This window comes from Bowmanella denitrificans (assembly GCF_039522935.1).
GTDB classification, from domain to species: Bacteria; Pseudomonadota; Gammaproteobacteria; order Enterobacterales; family Alteromonadaceae; genus Bowmanella; species Bowmanella denitrificans.
This window is the reverse complement of record NZ_BAAAEI010000006.1, coordinates 1,146,552-1,166,260: the sequence shown is the minus strand read 5'-3', so window position 1 is coordinate 1,166,260 and position 19,709 is coordinate 1,146,552. Positions and strand designations below refer to the sequence as shown.

Annotated in this window: 14 protein-coding genes; 3 read left to right on the top strand and 11 right to left on the bottom strand. The window is 49.3% G+C overall.

The window, feature by feature from the left end; all coding sequences use genetic code 11:
- Positions 1 to 63: 63 nt before the first annotated feature.
- A complete protein-coding gene (gene putP / locus ABD028_RS07860; protein ID WP_343843804.1) occupies positions 64 to 1,581 on the bottom strand; it encodes a sodium/proline symporter PutP in 1,518 nt (505 codons plus the stop codon).
- A 206-nt stretch (positions 1,582 to 1,787) separates the two neighbouring features.
- Here putP and ABD028_RS07855 point away from each other — a divergent pair, with 206 nt between their 5' ends.
- On the top strand, positions 1,788 to 2,237 hold the full coding sequence (locus ABD028_RS07855; protein ID WP_343843801.1) for a GNAT family N-acetyltransferase: 450 nt from the start codon (positions 1,788 to 1,790) through the stop codon (positions 2,235 to 2,237).
- Positions 2,238 to 2,290: 53 nt separating this feature from the next.
- Here the strand turns inward: ABD028_RS07855 and ABD028_RS07850 are convergent, their stop codons facing one another.
- Positions 2,291 to 4,177 (bottom strand): CocE/NonD family hydrolase, encoded by a 1,887-nt coding sequence (locus tag ABD028_RS07850; RefSeq protein WP_343843799.1) that lies wholly within the window; start codon positions 4,175 to 4,177, stop codon positions 2,291 to 2,293.
- 299 nt (positions 4,178 to 4,476) lie between these two features.
- On the opposite strand from ABD028_RS07850, the gene ABD028_RS07845 reads away from it, so the two are divergent.
- Both ABD028_RS07845 and ABD028_RS07840 read left to right on the top strand, forming a co-directional pair.
- On the top strand, positions 4,477 to 7,404 hold the full coding sequence (locus ABD028_RS07845) for a DUF6531 domain-containing protein (RefSeq protein ID WP_343843796.1): 2,928 nt from the start codon (positions 4,477 to 4,479) through the stop codon (positions 7,402 to 7,404).
- 1 nt (position 7,405) lies between these two features.
- Positions 7,406 to 8,593 (top strand): hypothetical protein, encoded by a 1,188-nt coding sequence (locus ABD028_RS07840; protein WP_343843793.1) that lies wholly within the window; start codon positions 7,406 to 7,408, stop codon positions 8,591 to 8,593.
- Positions 8,594 to 8,697: 104 nt separating this feature from the next.
- On the opposite strand, the gene ABD028_RS07835 is transcribed toward ABD028_RS07840, so the two are convergent.
- From ABD028_RS07835 to ABD028_RS07795, 9 genes are all read right to left on the bottom strand, one after another.
- Entirely contained in the window at positions 8,698 to 10,104 is a 1,407-nt protein-coding gene (locus ABD028_RS07835; RefSeq protein ID WP_343843792.1) for an MATE family efflux transporter, read from the bottom strand.
- A gap of 420 nt (positions 10,105 to 10,524) precedes the next feature.
- Entirely contained in the window at positions 10,525 to 11,232 is a 708-nt protein-coding gene (locus ABD028_RS07830) for a DUF3379 family protein (protein ID WP_343843789.1), read from the bottom strand.
- Entirely contained in the window at positions 11,225 to 11,782 is a 558-nt protein-coding gene (locus ABD028_RS07825) for a sigma-70 family RNA polymerase sigma factor (protein ID WP_343843786.1), read from the bottom strand. Before ABD028_RS07825 ends, ABD028_RS07830 begins: the two co-directional genes overlap by 8 nt.
- Positions 11,783 to 11,856: 74 nt before the next feature.
- On the bottom strand, positions 11,857 to 13,695 hold the full coding sequence (locus ABD028_RS07820) for a DUF885 domain-containing protein (protein ID WP_343843784.1): 1,839 nt from the start codon (positions 13,693 to 13,695) through the stop codon (positions 11,857 to 11,859).
- 29 nt (positions 13,696 to 13,724) lie between these two features.
- Positions 13,725 to 15,440: a BatD family protein gene (locus ABD028_RS07815; RefSeq protein ID WP_343843781.1), complete on the bottom strand. Its 1,716-nt coding sequence runs from the start codon at positions 15,438 to 15,440 to the stop codon at positions 13,725 to 13,727.
- A complete protein-coding gene (locus ABD028_RS07810) occupies positions 15,440 to 17,242 on the bottom strand; it encodes a vWA domain-containing protein (RefSeq protein WP_343843780.1) in 1,803 nt (600 codons plus the stop codon). The genes ABD028_RS07815 and ABD028_RS07810 overlap by 1 nt, the downstream gene beginning before the upstream one ends.
- On the bottom strand, positions 17,242 to 18,243 hold the full coding sequence (locus ABD028_RS07805; protein ID WP_102796054.1) for a vWA domain-containing protein: 1,002 nt from the start codon (positions 18,241 to 18,243) through the stop codon (positions 17,242 to 17,244). The genes ABD028_RS07810 and ABD028_RS07805 overlap by 1 nt, the downstream gene beginning before the upstream one ends.
- A complete protein-coding gene (locus ABD028_RS07800; protein ID WP_343843776.1) occupies positions 18,236 to 18,736 on the bottom strand; it encodes a DUF4381 domain-containing protein in 501 nt (166 codons plus the stop codon). Before ABD028_RS07800 ends, ABD028_RS07805 begins: the two co-directional genes overlap by 8 nt.
- Complete coding sequence (locus ABD028_RS07795) at positions 18,733 to 19,668, bottom strand: DUF58 domain-containing protein (RefSeq protein ID WP_343844075.1); 936 nt, start codon at positions 19,666 to 19,668, stop codon at positions 18,733 to 18,735. Before ABD028_RS07795 ends, ABD028_RS07800 begins: the two co-directional genes overlap by 4 nt.
- Between the last annotated feature and the right edge of the window lie 41 nt (positions 19,669 to 19,709).

Here is a 19,709-nt window from a genome sequence, read left to right as displayed (position 1 = left end):
GATGTTAATTGCATGGAATATTTCGGTAACAAAAAACAAGCCCGGCATACGCCGGGCTGATTATCAGGCAAGGTCAGCTTTGAGCTTTTCTTCCATGGCCTGGAAGGTATTCTGCATACCATCGCTTGGCGGTGATGACAGGTGACTGACGATCAACACGGTCACAGTGCAAAGAATAAAGCCTGGCACGATTTCGTACATCCAGCTGCTAAGCGACTGGCCATTAATGGTAACAGGTGCGTAAATCCAGAATAGTACCGTTGCGGCGCCTACCAGCATGCCTGCCAAAGCGCCAGCGCGGGTCATACGTTTCCAGAACAAACTGATAATAATCACCGGACCAAAGGCCGCACCAAAGCCCGCCCAGGCGTTGCTGACCAGGTTCAATATGGAGTTTTGTGGGTCCCAGGCCAGTGCAATGGCCACAATTGACACTAACAGCACCGATAGGCGGCCTACCAGAACCAGCTCTTTCTCGCTGGCGTCTTTACGCAGGAAAGCTTTATAAAAATCGCCGGTCAGGGAACTGGATGTGACCAGCAACTGTGAGGAAATAGTGCTCATAATGGCCGCCAGAATGGCCGCCAGCAGGAAACCACCAATCAGCGGATGGAACAGGAATTGGGAAAATACCACAAAGATGGTTTCCGGGTCGTCCAGAGTCATTTTAGTCTGAGCCACATAGGCTACACCGACAAAACCTGTCGCCACCGCACCAATCAGCGATACGATCATCCAGCTCATACCGATACGGCGTGCCTTTGGGATGGACTTCACCGAATTAATCGCCATAAAGCGCACAATAATATGTGGCTGACCAAAATACCCCAGCCCCCAGGCCAGCAACGAAATAATCCCCAGCGCTGTCAGCGTCTCACCGGTTTGGGCATTGGTGAAAAGATCCAGCATGGCGGCATTGAGCTGACTGATATCGGCATTGACCTGACTGACACCGCCAAGATGGCTGAATGCCACCACCGGCACCAGTACCAGAGAGATAAACATAATGCAGCCCTGCACAAAGTCGGTCATGCTCACCGCCAGAAAACCACCGAACAAGGTGTAAGCCGCGACAACACCGGCAGTCACAAACAAACCCGTGCTGTAATCCATGCCAAAGGAGCTGTCGAATAGTTTACCTCCGGCCACCAGACTGGCTGAAGTGTAGAGGGTGAAGAAGACAATAATCACCAGAGACGAGAAGATTCGCAGGAGTTTTGACTTATCTTCAAAGCGATTGGCAAAATAATCCGGAATGGTGATGGAGTCATTAGCGACTTCGGTATAGACCCGCAGGCGCGGAGCCAAGATTAAATAGTTTAAAAATGCGCCCACAACCAGACCGACGGCTATCCAGATTTGTGATAAGCCGGCCAGATAAATGGCACCGGGAACCCCCATCAGCATCCAACCACTCATATCTGAAGCACCCGCCGATAACGCGGTGATACCGGGGCCAAGTTTCCTGCCACCCAACATATAGCCGGATACATCGTCGGTGGAGGTGCGGTAAGCGTAAAGGCCAATGCCGAGCATGGCGATAAAATATAAGGCAAGCGATATTAAGGTGCCGGTTTCCACTAAGGTCTCCTGTGTTGTTGTTCTGACCAGAAGGCAAAAAATTGCCTGTCGCAATTTTTAACGCCAGTCTTTCAATGGCGGCCCACAAGGCTTCCTCCATCATGGAGGCAAAAAATAGTCCGACCATGGCCGGACAGGAAAATGAGAAAATTCAGTTAATTGCATTATCATGCTAACAAGTCGTTAATCTTTTCTCCAGAGGACTTATGCAAGTCGATTTTCGCTGGTGTAAATTCCAGCAATTACAGTTACTGGAATTGCACAGTATTTTTGCCCTGCGTCAGCAGGTGTTTATTGTCGAGCAGCAGAGTATTTATACCGATATTGACGGACAGGATCCTGCCAGTTGGCATCTATTGCTGGAAACCGCTGATAAGGTCTTGCTGGGATATGCCAGATTAAGAGCTGACCGCGCGCTTGGCTGTTATAAGTTTGAACGTATCCTGCTGGCGGAGCCTGCCAGAGGCACTGGTCTGGCGGGGCAATTGATGCAGCAACTGCTGGATAAAGCCGCGCAGCTAGGGGAATACCGTTTGCTAAAACTTAGCGCCCAGAACCATTTGCAAGGGTTTTATGCAAAATGGGACTTTGTCGCTATGGGCCAGGAGTATGACGATGGGGGAATTTTGCACCGGGATATGCAGCGCGTTTTATAACCGTCATTACACAGCATGAGTTGCCGCCAGACTGGCTGGCGGCCTCTGTTAAGTTAATTCAGCTGTTTAAACTGAATACTGCTGGGGTAATCATTACTGTGGTAGAGCCTATGCTCGGCTTTACTGAAATCCTCTTCACTGGCGTTAAAGATATTCTCCACATATTTTTGCGGATTGCGGTCCAGGAAAGGAAACATGCTGCTTTGCACCTGAATTTGCAGTTTATGACCGCGCTTGATGGTGTGCAGTACATCATACAACTGGAAGCTGACCAGCGTTGGCTTGCCTGCTTCAAAAGGCTTGGGTTGACTCATGCTGTCGCGAAAACGACCTCGCATCACGCCCCAGCGTACCAGCTCATGACGATTGCCGGTGTTGGCATCCACTTTGTCATCATCAAAGGTTTTACCAGGAAAAATGTCCACCAGCTTAACCACAAAATCGGCATCGCCCTGATCGGTTGACACCCACAAGTTGACATCAATTGGCCCGGCCAGGGTCATATCCTGCTGTGCAGGCTCGGTTTCAAAGACCAGCACATCGGTGCGGCGGGCGGCGAATCGTTGGTCTTCTGCCATATAAGGTTTATCCCAACCACGACTGACCTTGACGGAGTGGGGCACAGGTTTGGCCGGATCGCTGATGTAACTGTCAAAGCCACCCTGGCTATCGGGCTGGCTGCGCAATTGCTGATGCGCGGCAAAATACAAGGTGGTTTCCTTACCCTCTTTGGGTGGCCACTGGGCAAATTGTCGCCAGCGATTGGCTCCGGTTTCAAACATAGTTGCCTGCGCGAGTGCGGCTGATTGCTCGTCTTTCAGGTGCTGTTTAAAAAAAGGTAACAGCACTTGATGCTGGAACCAGTCACTGGTATCAAAGCCGAACTGCGCTTCCCCCATGACATCACCTTTACCGCGGTTCCACTGGCCGTGGTACCAGGGGCCCATAATCAATCTGACATTATCTGCCTTATTCGCCTTCGACATGGTTTGATAGGTGGCCAGTGGGCCGTACAGATCCTCAGTATCGTACCAGCCGCCTACCACTAATGTGGCGGGTTTCACTTTATCTAAATGCTGCAACACATTGCGGGCTTGCCAGTAATCATCATAGTTAGGGTGCTCTGTTAATTCGTTCCAGAATGGCCGTTCGCCTTTGAAGTACAGTTTATTGACGTTAGTTAACGGGCCAAGCTTTAGGAAAAAATCATAGCCATCCGGGGTTTGCTCCTTCATTTTGTCCGGCCAGGCGTAGTGCAGGCCGTCACGCTGCTTATCAAAGCTGTCAAAGAACAGAAACGCCATGGGCGTCACAAAGGCGCCGTTGCGGTGAAAATCATCATAGAACCAGTCGGCAATAGGCGCCTGAGGGGAAATTGCCTTTAATGCTTTATGGCTGTTTATGGCCGCCACTGAGGTATAGTAGCCGGGGTATGACGTGCCCCACATGCCGACCTTACCATTATTGTTGGGCAGGTTCTTAACCAGCCAGTCAATACTGTCATAGGTGTCAGTGGCATCATCCGCTGCTTTACCGCCTTTTTGGTAGGCGTTCTGTGGGCGCATATTCACGTATTCGCCTTCGGACATAAATTTGCCGCGCACATCCTGGAATACAAAAATAAAGCCCTCTTTTTCAAAAATCTCACTGGGACCAAGGGCGGTTTTGTAACTGCTGGCACCATAAGGCGCGACCCGATAGGGGGTGCGCTGCATTAAAATGGGGTAGGTCTTGGACTTGTCGTAAGGGATATATACTGAGGTGAACAGCTTGACCCCGTCACGCATGGGGATCTGGTATTCATACTTGGCATAATGCGCGCGAATATAGTCAGCGCGCGCCTGTTGCTGTTGTTTAGCCTGCTCATCTGCTACTGCAGTGGGCAATAGTATGACCCAACAGAGCAGGCCCAACAGCCAGTTTAGGTGTTTGTTTTGCATTGTTTTATTCCTGTATTGATCGCCCCCTGACCATACACCCTATCGACGCAAAATCGTACTGTCAGAATGACTGTCTGAGATCAGCAGCCGGTCGTCAGCGCCAGATCACATCTTGCTCAACATTGTCATTTCAGGCTTAGCCTTTGTCAGCAGTTTGTATTGCTTTGTCAGGCATTATCAGTGTAAAGCCTTGCATATAGATATTTGCAAAAACCTGGCTAGGGTTAAATGGACGCTATGGAATAAGTCGTCCTTTGGTTAGCGCCTTGTTTAACCACCAATAAAGAACGGACTACATTATGTTTATGCCAAAACATCGGCTTTGCGCTATGCGAATAGCTTTAGTGTTACTGCTGTGCATTACCCCCCAGACACAGGCCACTAGCAATATTACTACTACTTCTGTAGATCAAAGCAATTTCCATCAACATCAGGTAGTTAACAAGCACCTGGATTTTTTAAATGAGTTCTCCGCCAGGCGCAGGGTTAATACCTTGTTTGAAAACCCTCAGGAGCCTGAAGCGGGGATTGCCATTAACTACATAAACAGCTTCAAGGGCAATCTGACATTTATCCGACGGGATTTGGTTGTAGTGGCCAGAATACCGATTGTGTTTTCGCGCTACTATGATTCAGCCAGGGTCAGTGATCCATCAGACTTCGCCCCAGGCTGGTTTCTGAACTACTCCAGATCTTTGCAACGAATCGACAATAGCATTTATCGTTATGTGGATGAGCAGGGAAAGGTATATCAACTACAGGTAAATCAGCAACATATACAAACCGACAGCTTGCAAGCAAATCTGCCAATACTGCAATCATTAACAGATACGCATATACAACTGTTTACCGGCAACTACCGTCTTATTTTTGAGTTGAATGCAGATTATGCATTGCCTGTCAGAGAAGAAGACGCCTATGGAAATGGTCTGACATTTGAATACGATAGTGGTCGCCTGAGCCGAATCTTGGCGGATAATGGGCGTGCAGTCAGTATACAACGGGATACTTTGCAGCGTATTGTTGGTATCTCAGACACCAATAGCCGACAGGTTGCTTATCAATATAATAGTGATGGGCAACTAACCTCAGTACAGGATTTAGCCGGGCAAACCTGGCAATACCGTTATTCTTCTGGTGGCCGGTTATCGCAAATACTCAATCCTAATGGTCATGCCAGTCTAAGCGTTGAGTATTATTCAGATGGTGGGAATATCGGCAAAGTTTCAAACAGTCAGGTCGGTGCAAAAAAACATAGCTATAGCTATCAAAACTCACAAACCACGGTGCTTCTGGCTGATAGCGAAAGGCTGCACATTCAGCATACTGACACCGGACTTGCAACAATACTGCGGCGGCAGAATGGATTAGCCAGCGAGCTTCGTTTTGATCCTCAAGGGCAAGTGGCTGAGCTGCGAAATTCAGCAAGCGGGCATTATCAATATATTTATGACCAGCAGGGCAAATTAAGCAGTATTGTGCATTTTACTGTTAAGGGAGAGAAAACCTCGACGTATCACTACAACGCCCGCCATCAACTTCAAAAAATCAGTGGCAACAATCTTAGCTTGCAGCTTGAGTACGACGGTCATGGCCGTGTGGTTTACCAGAATGCGAACGGTGAAATCAGTCAGTTCGATTATAACCTACAGGGGGACCTGATTAGAAAAGAAGAGGGCGGTCAAGTTACTGCTTATTTATATAATGCTGATGGACAGGTGATTCAGGTAGAGAGCGACAATGGTCTGAGTAAGCTGGAATATTATGACGACGGTAGGTTACACAAGGTGGTTTTTCCTGATGGTGCTTCGCACAGCTATCAGTACAACCTGCGGGGACAGAGAACAGCAACATTTCGTTCCAATGGCCAGCACCTTGTTTATGAATATGATGCAGTGGGCAATATGCTGGAGCAACTGGAATATGATGCCAATGGTAAAGCTAAGCACAGTAATATTCTTGTTGATGAGTTTAACCGTACTCTTGGCATGACCATTGATGGTAAACCAGCTTTTTCAATCCGGTACAACAATCTGGGGCAAATATCCTCTGTAAGCCAGGCACAGGTAACAACAGACTATGGTTATGACAGCCTTGGTCGTTTGGTGGAAATCAACAGTGGCAACAACCAGTTTCTATATAACTACGGCGACAACGAAAAAGACATCCTTCAATCCATGGATGACAGAACACCTATTATCGCTACTAACGGCCTTTCCAAGTCCTTAAATGCCGTATTTTTTAACCGTGTTAAGAGCACTGCTTTTTTTCATCTGCTTTTTGATCAGGACTCACTGAGTTATCGATTGGCCAGTCCCTGGGCAGTGGTTCAGCCGCAAAATGAAACGCAAGTATCTCAACAAAGGCGGCGATTTTATAACCTTACTCAGAAGTCAACAGAGCAGGTTAATTTTGATAAACCATCAAGTAGCTTCTTCTTACCTGCTGAATATCACAGTATTAATTGCTACCCGTATCCCTGCACTGCAGATGCATATATTACGGTGAGCGGCACTGTTGAATCAGGAACTGATTTTTATTTACATGGTAGCATAGGGTACGGCTTTGATTGCAGAAGAACAGCAGCTTATAGTTGGATAATCGATGGAGTGCTGCAAAGTAACAGACCTGAGACTTTTCAACTTAATTTTCCTTTACCTGGAACCAGAAATATTATTCTTCAGGCTTCTTGTTTATGTGCTGGAAGTCTGCAATCTGGAGAGTACCAGAAAAGTATATGTGTAGAGATCGGCTCCGCCGGTGTTTCGTATGAAAATCTGGTTTCGCAATGCCCGGGCCGAAGTCAAAACAGCAGATTGCATGAAATAGATGGATGCAGCGCGCCACTACCATTTGGACAAAACCCCGCTCAAAGCCCTTATGCCCAAGCCGATAGCCGTTTCGGTCAACCACAAGGGGGGAATATTGGAAAACAGCACGTGCTGAATTATCCATGTAATAAACATGATCTTTGTTACCAATCCTGTAAAAACAGTAAAGCATCATGTGATGCAAGTTTTAAAATCAGAATGGATATGGTTTGCAGCAGAGCCTTTCCCGAGCAGTGCCCACTCTCTGTGGGCCAAAAAAGCGATTGTTCTCGGTATGAAACTGCCAAGCGGGAATGTGCAACATGGTCAAATAACTACTATCAAGCAGTAAATGAATGGGGGCAAGGGCCTTTTGAACTTCGTCAGTCAGAACATTGTAACTGCTGTGGTGGCTAATATGAAAAATTTCAATGCAGGGATTTTAGCCTTTAATTGTATCATGCTATTTATTTTTTATTTGGCTCCATCATCTGGGGCAAGTGAAATGAGTCTATGGTTAAATATGACTAGTGATGAATATGATTATTTATTAAGTGATTCTAAGTCACATAAAGAAGGGGAAGTGACTTTACTTGTTGAAAGAAAACCTAGAGGAAAGTTGAGTTATCTACCTGTGTATACTTTTTTTTCGTTGGATTCTAGTGGAAACGAAATAAGCAGTTTTGTGTTTTCTACCGAAAGTTGTGAAGTTTCGAAATCTGAGAGTGTTGAATTTTTGGATTTTTATGGATATGGAAATGATATATTTATCCTTGCTAGTCTAGATTTTATTCCTCATGTTTTACACTTGAATTTTACTGCCAAAGAGGTGCAATGCAAAAATATAGAGAAAGTGTCTGGGCTAGGAAGTGCGCGAAGCATTTTTATTACTGAAGATAACGAGTATTTTGTTTTGGGAATGTCCGATACATTGTCGCAACATTATCCTGTACTACTTTCAGAAAAAGGTGAGGATAAGTTACAGTCGATAAGAAGTAAGTTCCCTGTGCTTTTACAAAGTCGAGCTGTCAGAGCAACATTACTAGATAGTGAAATTCTGCTGTTTTTTAACACGAAAGATCTGAACAATTTGCATGCGCCAGCGCAAACCTTTTTTGTGGTTCTGGATAAAAATTTTCAGTTAAAAGGTAAGCTGAAGGAGCTTGACAATAAAGGTGTGTATCAGTTTTTGTCTAATCATAACTTTACCAGTCTCAGTGACTTCGAGCTGCTGGACAATTTCAACGTGCCTCGGGAGCATAAAAGGCAGTCTATCAATAGGATAGTGGACTTTATGTTTAGGATGGGGACCTTTGGATTCGTAGATGAATTTGTACCTTGTATTATCAAGGATGGAAACGCGAATATTTATCTGTTTCAGCCAAGCTATCAAGACACATATCTTGACAGGGGAAGAAGCCAAAGCCTGGTATATAGTGAGATATTGGGTGTTCAAGGCGAAGCTCCATTAGTTTCCACCTGCAAAGTGGTTGCATTATCTAAGGGTAAAGGAAATATTGTGTTTTTTAATGAGGTGGTTGCCGACCCCGCCACTGGGGGGCGAACTTCAAAAAGCGTTATCCGGGGATACAAAGTTGGTCATTAACAATAGCCATAAGTTAGATTTACCTACCCTGATATCGTTATTCCGCCAATCTATATCTAAAACCGGGCAGTGAATTATCTGTACATTCACTGCCCGGAGGAGTGTTACACCGTTTTGGTTTTCCAATTACCACGGCGGAAGTACCAGATGCCCACTACCGCCAGTAATGACTCGGCAATAGTGATGGCCATAAATACGCCGTTGGTGCCTAACTGCATATATTTGGCTAATCCATAGGCCAGCGGGATCTGTAGCATCCAGTAGCACAGGAAGTTAATCCGGGTTGGGGTCATAGTATCCCCCGCGCCATTAAAAGCCTGCACTACTATCATGCCGATACCGTAGAAACCATAACCATAAGCAACAAAGCGCAAGCAGTTTACCCCGTCGCGGATGACCTCAGGATCTACCGTAAACAGGCCGATTATGCCTTCAGCAAACAGGATAAATATCACCGCCACGCTGAGCATAAAGTACAGGTTGTATCTGGCGACCCGCCATACCGACTGTTCGGCTCTGTCTGGCTGACCCGCCCCCAGGTTTTGCCCCACCAGGGTAGCAACGGCGTTACTCATGCCCCAGGCAGGTAAGATGGTGAAGATCACTACCCTGATGGCGATGGTGTAACCTGCCACGGCCGCACTGCCATAGGTAGAGACAATGCGCACCAGTGCCACCCAACTGGCGGTTGCAATCAGGAACTGCAGGATGCCGCCAATACTGACTTTGATCAGTCCCAGCATCACCTCAAGCTGGGGTTTAAGCTCTGCCAGCCCAACCTTAATGCGACTGGCATGACCGCGCAGATGGTAAAGCTGATACAACACCCCCACGCCCCGACCAATAGTGGTGGCTACTGCTGCGCCGGTGACGCCCATTTCTGGGAAGGGACCGACGCCGTATATCAGCAAAGGATCAAGTACGATATTCAGACCATTGGCCAGCCACAAAGAGCGCATGGCCACCGAGGCATCACCGGCTCCGCGGAAGATGGCGTTGATCAAAAACAGGTACAGGATGGTGATAGAGCCACACAGCATCACTAAGGTGTAATCGGCACCTATTGCCAGTACTTTTTCGTCCGCCCCCATCAGGCGCAGAATGTCCTGGGAATAGACCAGACCGATAAATGCCACCATGGCCGATACCAGCATTCCCACCCACAGGGCTTGCCCGGCAACCTGATTGGCTTTTTGCGGATTGCCTTCGCCGATACGCCGGGCGACCAGAGCGGTAATGCCCATACTCAGACCAATGGCCACCGCATAAAGAATGGTCAGCACGGCTTCGGTCAGACCGACTACGGCCACGGCTTCAAAGCCTAAGGACGCGACAAAGAAGATATCCACAATGGCAAAGATGGACTCCATGGCCATTTCGAGCACCATGGGTACTGCCAGTAAGAAGGCCGCTATGCCAATAGAGCCCTTAGTGAAGTCATGTTGTACGTCGCCCTTAAGGGCTTGCCTGAACAACTGATACAAGCTTGGACGTTGAGTTTGTTCCGTCATAACGATTCCAATAATAAGCGGCATCAACCGATTGCAGTCCAGCGTAGATAAAGACGCCAAGGGTGAGCAGACGGATCAATGCCAAAAAAGCGATATTTGTGTGGGCCAAAGCCCAGTATTTTTATTTAGTTGCCAGATAACCCGGCTGGGAGGTTCCCGATCAAATCAGTTATTTGGTACACCGACAAATTCGATCGAAGCGGGATGTGACCGGAAACCCACAGACAATATCAGCCATGCAAAGTGTGCCTTGCATAGAGGAAGCTGACTTGTTCATTGGACTTCTCCGGTTTGGGTGAGAGGGTACTAATGTGCCAACAGTCACGCGTAGAGTCAACACATCGGTGGTAGAAAACTTGTTAAAAAATGCAATCATAAACAAGACCGCAGGGCAGGCCCCAATGGGGGGCCGTTTTGCCGCTACGCGGAAAAGCGCAATCTGGCTTTCAGTTTTTCTTCCAGCGGTACTAACTGCTGCTGTTTGTCGCCGACCAGAATCAGGCTGGCTTGCTGCATGTCCAGGGTTTTACCCTGATATAGCTTATCGCTGAACGCATCATCGGTTTTCTGTCCTTGATGATGGGGAACGATAAACACTGTTACTTTCCCTTGTGGACTCCCCACCACCAGATGCAAACTTTTAACATGCTTAAAATGGCAAAAATTGGCGTAGTAAACCTTACCGATATCATCGGTAAACTCTCCACCGAAGCTGGCCAGTTTAGCATTTACCTGCGTCAGGCTAATATCTTCATCTACTATCAGCGCTTTTTCTTCATGATAAATATGCGCCAGGGCATTTTCGGTTAAGTTCACTTCGACTGGACCTTGTTGCCACAGCGTAAAGCTCAGGCCCACCACTAATAAGAACGACGCTGCCAAACCCAATGTCCAGTGACGGCGTTGCCGCTGTTGACGGAATTCCTGCATAGACTGGCGTAACAGCAGGCGCTGGGCCATACCCTCTGGTACTGCCACGTGTGCCGCGCGTTTGATACGTTCATCCAATTGCTTTGCTTCCTGCCAGGCTTGCGCTTTGGCTGGCTCTTTGTCGGCCGCGTGTTTTAGCCGTTCATCCTGACTGTGAGGATCGGCATAAATGGTACGGCGAAATTCTAGATCATCCATTTTTACGTCCCCGATTCTGCTCGGCACTTTCTAATGCCTCTTTAATCTGGTTTCTTGCTCTGAACAGGCGTGTCATTACTGTGTTCTTGTTTAAATCCAACTGCTGGGCAATTTCATCGCCGCTGTAGCCAAAAATCACCTGCAGCATCAACGGCTCACGATATTCCTCTGCCAGTGAGGCGATAAGCCGGTGAATTTCTTGCTGTTGTAACTGTACATCATGCTCCGGCCCCTGATCGGCCAGGCTGTAATCGTCCATATCCACCAGATCAAATTGTTTACGTTCAAAACGGCGGGCATTTTCACGGCGAAGAATGGTAATCAGCCAGGACTTGGCTGCCTTTTCGTCGAGCAGGGAATCCAAAGATTTCCAGGCACGCAGAAAAGTTTCCTGCACAATGTCTTCGGCCACGGCCTTATCGCCCACCAGCCAGTATGCATATCTGTAAATATCACCGTGAAGGGCCTGCACCAGCGCTTCATAGCGTTTTTGTTTATTTGCCATGTCAGCATGGACCGAGGCAGACGGACTTTGCTTTCGAAAAAACATTGGCGTATTCAGTTCCCTGGCTTTTTATTTGTATAGTCTAATAAAAAAGTCCGGCAATCCGGACTTTTCTGGTCTCAGTTCAGGCTCTTTTGCCCTACCACCCATTGCTGGATTTTGCTTTGCAGCAAGTTCAGTGGCAACGGACCATGTCTGAGCACCTCATCATGGAAGCCTCTGAAGTCAAACTGCTCACCCAGTTCATCCATGGCGTATTGGCGCAGCTCCATAATTTTCAACTTACCGACCATATACGCTGTCGCCTGGCCGGGCATGGCAATATAACGCTCTATAGCCTTAGTCGAGTCGCCTTGTGAATTCGGGGTATTGTCCAGCAGGTATTGTATTGCCTGTTCGCGGCTCCATTTTTTGCTATGTATCCCCGTATCCACAACCAGCCGGCAGGCTCGCCATAGTTCCATGGCCAAACGGCCAAAGTCGGAGTAAGGATCCTGATAGAAGCCCATATCCTTTGCCAGTTCCTCGGTGTAAAGGCCCCAACCTTCAGTATAGGCGGTAAAAGATGCATATTTCTGAAACTCCGGGATACCATCGAGTTCCTGGGTAATGGCCCGTTGCATATGGTGGCCAGGAATACCTTCGTGATAGGCTAGGGCTTCCATCTGATAAATTGGCATATCGGCCATATTGTATAAATTGGCGTAATAGATGCCCGGGCGGGTACCGTCATTGGCCGGACTTTGATAGAAGGCTTTGCCGGCAGATTTTTCCCTGAACGCTTCTACTCGTTTTACAATCATGTCTGCTTTAGGCAACAAACCGAAGTAGCTAGGTAGTTGCATACGCATTGTGTCAATCAGGGCTTTGGCTTCGCTGAGATACTGCTCCCGTCCCTCATCGGTATTAGGGTAATAGAATTGTGCATCGTTACGCATAAAGGCAAAAAAGTCCTGCAAACTGCCTGCAAAGCCCACTTTCTGCATTATCTGACGCATTTGCTGGTGAATACGGGCAACATTGTCCAGACCCAACTGGTGAATCTGCTCAGCATTCAGGTCTGTGGTCGTGAACCAGGCCAGGCGATTGGCGTACCACTTATCGCCGTCCGGTAAGCGCCATACTCCGTCCCCTTCGGGAGATAAATCCCGCTGATGGCTGAGCTCTTGTATAAGTGCTTCGTATGCCGGCTTAACCTGCTCAATAAGTGCTGCCCTGGCGTTGTCCAGCAATGCCTGTTTTTCCTGCGCAGGCAGTTCGAGCTTGGCCACTTTGTTGTTAAAGTCTTCCCATAGGGTTGATGCCACGTCACTGCTATCAAAGGGAGCACCGCTGATGACGTTTTGTGAGGCTACCAGCATCTGCTCGTAAGACCATTTAGGTGGAAACACACCAAGTTTCTCACGGATTTTAAGTTGTTCGACAACCTGTTCAAACAGAGGCTTGATACCTTTTAGCCTGGCAATATAGGCCTGGGCGTCAGCACTATCGCCAATGCTGTGTATATTGATCAGAAAACTGGGCACTTGTGTATGCCAGGCGCTGAATTGATCCATGATATAGCTATGATGCCGGAACTGATCATTGGCCACTCGCCGTTCCAAATCCACTTTGTACAAAGCAAGGCTGAGCTTTTCCTGTTCACTGAGCTTGCTTTGATCAAACTGCGCGGCGGTCGCCAGTCGCTTTTGTCTGATGGCTGCACTTTGTTCGGCCGCTTGCTCTGATACGTCATCCCATTTGTCATAATCCCACTTTAACCCCCGGTAACTTTGCGTCATGGGGGAACGACTTAAATCCTCGTCATAGCTTTGCTGGAAAAATTCAGCCAGTCGCTGGGACTCTGTTTGCACTGCCTGTTCTGTTTCAATATCTGTTTGTTGTGGGGGCTGTGCAGGACTGCAGGCACTGATAGCCAGCGCAATCAGGCTGGCCTTGAAGAGTCTGTGAGGTTGCATGAGCATCTCCTAGTGTAATTATGGTTATATCAGGTGATCTGCAGGCTCACCAGGCCAGTGCCTGGTCTTTGTCTGCGCATCTTATGCTCCTTGCGAATAGCGGTCAGAATAGCTTTCAATTGCTCACTGCTCCAACTCGCGCCTGTTTGTGCATAGCGGCTGGCCAGTAACTGTTCGACAGCTGCATCTAATTCCTGGTTGTTCAGACGATGACGGTGCTGCACCAGATTGGCCGAATGGCCGGTTAATCGATCCAGCCAGCGAGGCAGAAGCTGCAGTGTCTGTTGACCGTCTGCGGCTTTGATTGCCTGTAACAGGGCTTGCCAGGTCGCCTGTTCACCGTCAGTGTCCGGAACTGTGTGGTTAACGGACACCTTAGTGCGACTTTGCCACCACCACAGTAACAGGGTCAACAGCCACAAGACCAACAGTACAGTACTGCTGACAGACCACCATTGCGGGACATCCTTTTTAACCATCTGCACTTGGTCTTCAGCCTGAGATTCTTCGTCGCTGGCCAGTGGGACGGGAGTGATGGCTTGTGGAGGTGGCGCCAAGCCAGTGGTGCCAGGCGCAGCCGGCAATACCTGAATGGTTTTGCTCGGCAGGGTGGCGAATTCGGTTTGGCGGGTAACGATATTAAACCAGGGCACTCGTATTTCCGGTAAGGTCAGTTCTCCTGTATGGGCAGGAATAATCGCCACCGATTCCACCCGCTGGGCAACCAGGGTGTCATCTTTTTCTACCGTGGTGCTGTTGGCCTGGTCCGGGTAGGTTTTTATGCCTGCTGGATACTGAGTTTCCATGGCCGGTAATTGTTCTTCCACCACACCCAGCGCGGTCAGCGTTACAGTGCGGGTAATAGGTTCTCCTACCCGGTACTCATTATTGGTGCCTTGCCATTCCTCATGCACTTCAACATATTCGCTGGGAAGCCAGTGATAGGGGTAAGCTGCGGGAATAGGCAACACCTCGATATCAATGGAAGGGCCGACCCGGCTAATGGTTTTGGTCTGGTTGAAAAAGCCAAAAGACTGACTGTTACGTTCAATCACTTCACCATCAAACAGAGGACCTTCGATAGTGAAAGTGCCGCTGGTCTGGGGAATAATGGCAAAACGGCGCTCAATTACCCGGTAGCGCTGACCATTGGCAATTTCATTGTATTCTTTGTCTTTGCCAATCTGACGAATATCAGCCCCCTGGAGTTTAGGCGCAGCCAGACTGCCACGCTGCAGGTCCCGGGCCAGATACAGCTTGACGCTATAGTGGATCTGCTGCTGCAGATACACCTGCTCCAGATCGGCTTTGGTTTCGATGTAGATATCCCTGGCCTGTCCGCGGGTCGCAGCACTGGCTGGCAGTACCATTAACGTGATGGGCTGGCTGCGTACACCGTCAATTTCAAACGCCGGGATCTGAAAGCGGCCGGGTTGACGGGGAATCAACTGGGTGGTCCATTTGGTCGTGCGGGTCATATCAAAATTGACAATCTGGGTTTGCGTGCTGACGGAGGTACGCCCAACCACGAAGTCTTTCAGCAGCGCAGATGGATCGAATCTGTCACTGTCCACCGAGTCATTAGCGGTTACTTCCAGTACTATACCTTCGTCCACCATGGCCGGATTTTTGTCTACCGAGGCTAATACTTCGGTAACATCGGCATAGGCCAACGGAGTCATTGCCAGACTAATCAGCAAAGACAGTGAAATGTAATGAGCATATTTGAAAAAGGTCGATTGCATCACCAATTCCTTTGAACGCGGTTAGGCAGGGTATGACGGCGGCGTTGCTGGTTTTCCAGCAACATTTTTCTTTTCAGCAGATAAGCAGGATCGTCCGGTACTTTGCGCAGCAAATTCTGCAGACGTTGCTGTTCCTCTCGCTCTTCATCGGTCAGTGGCGCTTCCTGAGCCTGAGCTTGTTGATCCTGTTCCTGCTGTTGTTGATCCTGTTGCTCAGATTGCTGTTGTTCAGATGCTTGTTGATCCTGTTGATCTTCTGGCGATGGCTGGTCTTGCTGTTGCTGGCTTTCACCTTGCTGCTGATCCTGTTCAGATGACTGTTGCTGACCATTCTGCTGATCTTGTTGCTGTTGGTCCTGCTGCTCATCCTGTTGTTGATCTTGCTTGTCTTGCGGCTGACTGTTTGATGACGGCGGCTGTTGCTGCTTCTGCTGCTGTTTCATTTGCTCAAGTAAGGCCTTATTTGCCTTGGCGTCGGCGTGATCAGGCTGTGCCTCAAGCACTTTATCGTATGCTGCGATGGCTTTATCCAGTTCACCCAATTGGGCCAGGGCATTGCCAGCATTATACATGGCCTCCACGCTATCCAGTTCCGAGAATGCCTGTAAAGCGGCGTCAAAACCTCCTTGCTTGTAATGGCTGGCACCACGCCACATTGGATCGTCAAAGACTTTTGCGGCTTGTTCAAAATCCTTGTTATTAAAGGCTTGCTGGCCCTGCTGATCGCCGCGTTGCCACATATCATCCCACCAGCTTGCCTGAACCGGCCGACTGATTAGAGGACTGATCAGTAGTGCTGCCAGTGCCACGCTCAGAATACCGCGGCGAAACGCATATGCAGCCACAGGCAGCAATAGCAATAATAAATAGGGCCCTTCTTCAGCCCATTGATCGCCAGCCTGCTGTTGTTCGTCTTCATTGGTGTCACGGGACAGCAAAGCCTGACTGGTCAGGTAATCTATATCAGTGTCATTGGCCTGCAAACTGACATAACGGCCCTGACCTTTTTCAGCCAATAACTGCAGATTGGCCTCGTCCAGTCTTGGGATCACAATGCTGCCATCTGCTTGTTTCAGCAATTCACCATTGGTTAGTTTTATCGGCGCGCCCTGGTTGGTGCCAACGGCCAGAATAGATAAGCGGTAGGGGCTTTGCGCAATAATATGACTAATAGGCGCAACCTGACTGGGTTCCACTCCATCGGTGATCCAGAATATTTCCCCTTGCTGATACCCCGCATTTTGCAGTAGCTCAACGGCTAAGCGCAGTCCGTCACTGGGCTCACTGCCAGCCACCGGCATAATTTCCGGCGACAAACTGGGGATCAGGGTAGTGAGGTTCTGTGCATCCGAACTCAAGGGACTAATCATAAAGGCTTCGCCAGCATAGGCGACTAATCCTGTTTCCCCCTCGGCAATAGCGTTCACCAGATCAATGGCTTTGTATCTGGCCCGGGTCAGACGATCCGGGCTGATATCAGTGGCGCGCATAGACAACGACATGTCCATCACTACCACCTTGCCTGTATGTAACTGAAAGACCGGTTGCGGCAGCCTTTCCCAGCTCGGCCCGGCCAGGGCGATAACGGCCAGCAGCCATCCCAATGCCAGCAGCCTCAGCGGCGGGCGCTGGCCTGCGTTGGCGGAATCCGTCACCAGATGACGATATAAATGGCCAGCCAGCACGCCTTGCCAGCCAGACTGGTGTCGACCCAGATATCGCAATGATATCAACAGTGCTACAAGCGGCAGCAGTGCCAGTAACCAGCCAGGGCGCAGAAAATGAAACTGACTGAAGTCCATTATGCTGGTCTCCTTAAACTCGCTGTCAGCCAGCGCGTAACCGGAATCAGACAGAGCAACACGGATAGCAACAAAGCAACACTTAAAGGATAGAAATACAACGCAGTTTGCGGGCGCATCTGACGACTTTCGCGGGCAATAGGTTCCAACTCATCCAATTTGCTGTAAATGGCTTCCAGGCCCTGGGTATCGCGGGCGCGAAAATATTGCCCGCCGGTACTTTGAGCCAGTTGAGTGAGCATTTTTTCATCCAGCTCCTGTGACGGATTGACCTGACGGGTGCCAAAAAAACTTTGCACCAGCATACTGTCGGCACCAACGCCGATGGTATAGACAGTGACGTCGTGCTGAATGGCCAAATCGTTAGCTTGTTTTGGGGTAATGTTGCCCGCTGTATTCTGACCATCGGTCAACAGGATCAACACCCGGTTGGATTCTTTACGTGCCTCAAAGCGTTTTACCGCCAGTCCGACCGCATCGCCAATCGCCGTTTGTTCGCCCACCAGGCCGATAACGGCCTCATCCAGCAACTGGTGTACGGTCTCGCGGTCATAAGTCAGAGGTGCTTGCAGATAGGCCGTATCGGCAAACAGAATCAGGCCAAGTCGATCCCCGACGCGGCGCTGGATAAAGTCACCTAACACATGTTTAATCATTACCAGGCGGTCCACGGCCCGGCCATTGACCTGCATATCTTCCACTTTCATCGAGCCGGATAAGTCAACCGCAATCATTAAATCTCGGCCCTCGGCAGGCACATTAACCGGCTCACCCAACCATTGCGGGCGGGCCGCCGCCAATACCAGGCATATCCAGGCCAATATTGCTGCGAAAATTCTCAATCTGTTGCTGGTGGCTTGTTTGTTGGTGCCAACGAAACCCGCATCCACTCTCGGTACTTTTAGTGCCGCGCTATGGCCCTGATGGCGTTCGGGTAATAAGCGGAAAATCAGAGGTAACGGCAAGGCCAGTAGAGCCCAGAGCCAGGCAAATTCAAACATCACTGGCCTCCTTCAAACGGCGTTTGCTAGGGGGCAGGGCATGCTTAATCCAAAACCGGGTCAAACGGCGATAAGATTCGGCATCATCCAGCGACGGGTTTGGACGATAAAGACCATCCAGCAGCGGTTGATAGCCCTTTGCAAATGTCGCACGATGCTTGGTCGGTAATAAGCTGGTCAGCAAATTCAGCCACTGCTGCTGGTGCAAGGCCGCGCTGCTCTCTCTGGGCAGGTAGCTTAGAGTCAGACGTTTGAGCAGGGCATTGAGCCCGGCTGGCCAGTCAGCTTGTGATAAATCCAACCGGTTTAATTCGTCAAGCGCCTGACGCACGGCCAGGCGTTTGTGTCTGGCCCGTATGTATACCAGTATCAAGCCAATCAACAAAGCCACTGCAACAATTGCCAGTAACCACCAGCCATAAGCCGGTGGCCAGGCACTGACAGGATCGGGCAGATGGATATCTTTAAGTTCACTCAGGGGATTGTTCTTCATCGTCTGTTCGCCAACTGCTGTTCCAGTGGCATAGCACTGGACACTGGTAATACCTGACAACGGCATTGTTTCAGCAGATGCACCATGGCCTCTGTTTGCTGCTGATGTCTTTGCTGGTATTGCTTAGCAGTCTGCTTTTCTCCAAGCAGCAAGGTGCGTTGCTCGTTGCCGTCGGTCACACTCACCAGTTGTGGCACTTTCACCGATGGCAAACTGTGTTCAAAGGGATCGCTTATCGGGTAAGCCATCAGTTCACAATGTTGGCCGAGGCGATGCAGATGTTGCCTGGCAGTATCATTGAGTTGGCTGAAGTCGCTGATCAGGAATATCAGACTACCGGGACGGGCCAGCCTGCGCAATCTGGCGCAAGCGTCACTGAAACTCAGTTGTTGCGGCCGCTGCTGGTTTGGTTGATGTAGCTGCATTAAGCCGCTTAACAAGGACAGTACGGCTTTTTGTCGGGTTAACGGTTTGTATTCAAGATGCTGATCCTGGTTATAAAGCAGGCCGCCAATTCTGTCACCGCGCTTGCGGGCAGACCAGGCAATCAGTGCTGTCAGATGGGCTGCCTGGACTGACTTAAATAAAAAACGGGTACCAAAATGCATACTGGCTGACAAGTCAGTAAGAATGAAGATAGGTCGCTCTTTTTCTTCCCGGTACAACTTGGTGTGGGTTTTACCGGTTCTGGCCGTAACCCGCCAGTCAATGGCGCGAATATCATCGCCTGGCTGATAATGCCGGGCTTCATCAAATTCCATCCCCCGGCCTTTGGTCTTGGCCAAATAGGTCCCGGCCAGTTTGGCCTGAATGGTTTTTCGGGGTGACAAATCCAGCAGGCTGGTTTTGCTTTGGTAATACAATAACTCACGAATCGACAGATTAATGCCGTCGCTGTGGTGTTGTGTCAACCAATGCGCTACATCCTGCAAGGGTTGCGATTGTGTGCTGACCACTTGCTGCTCCCTCACTC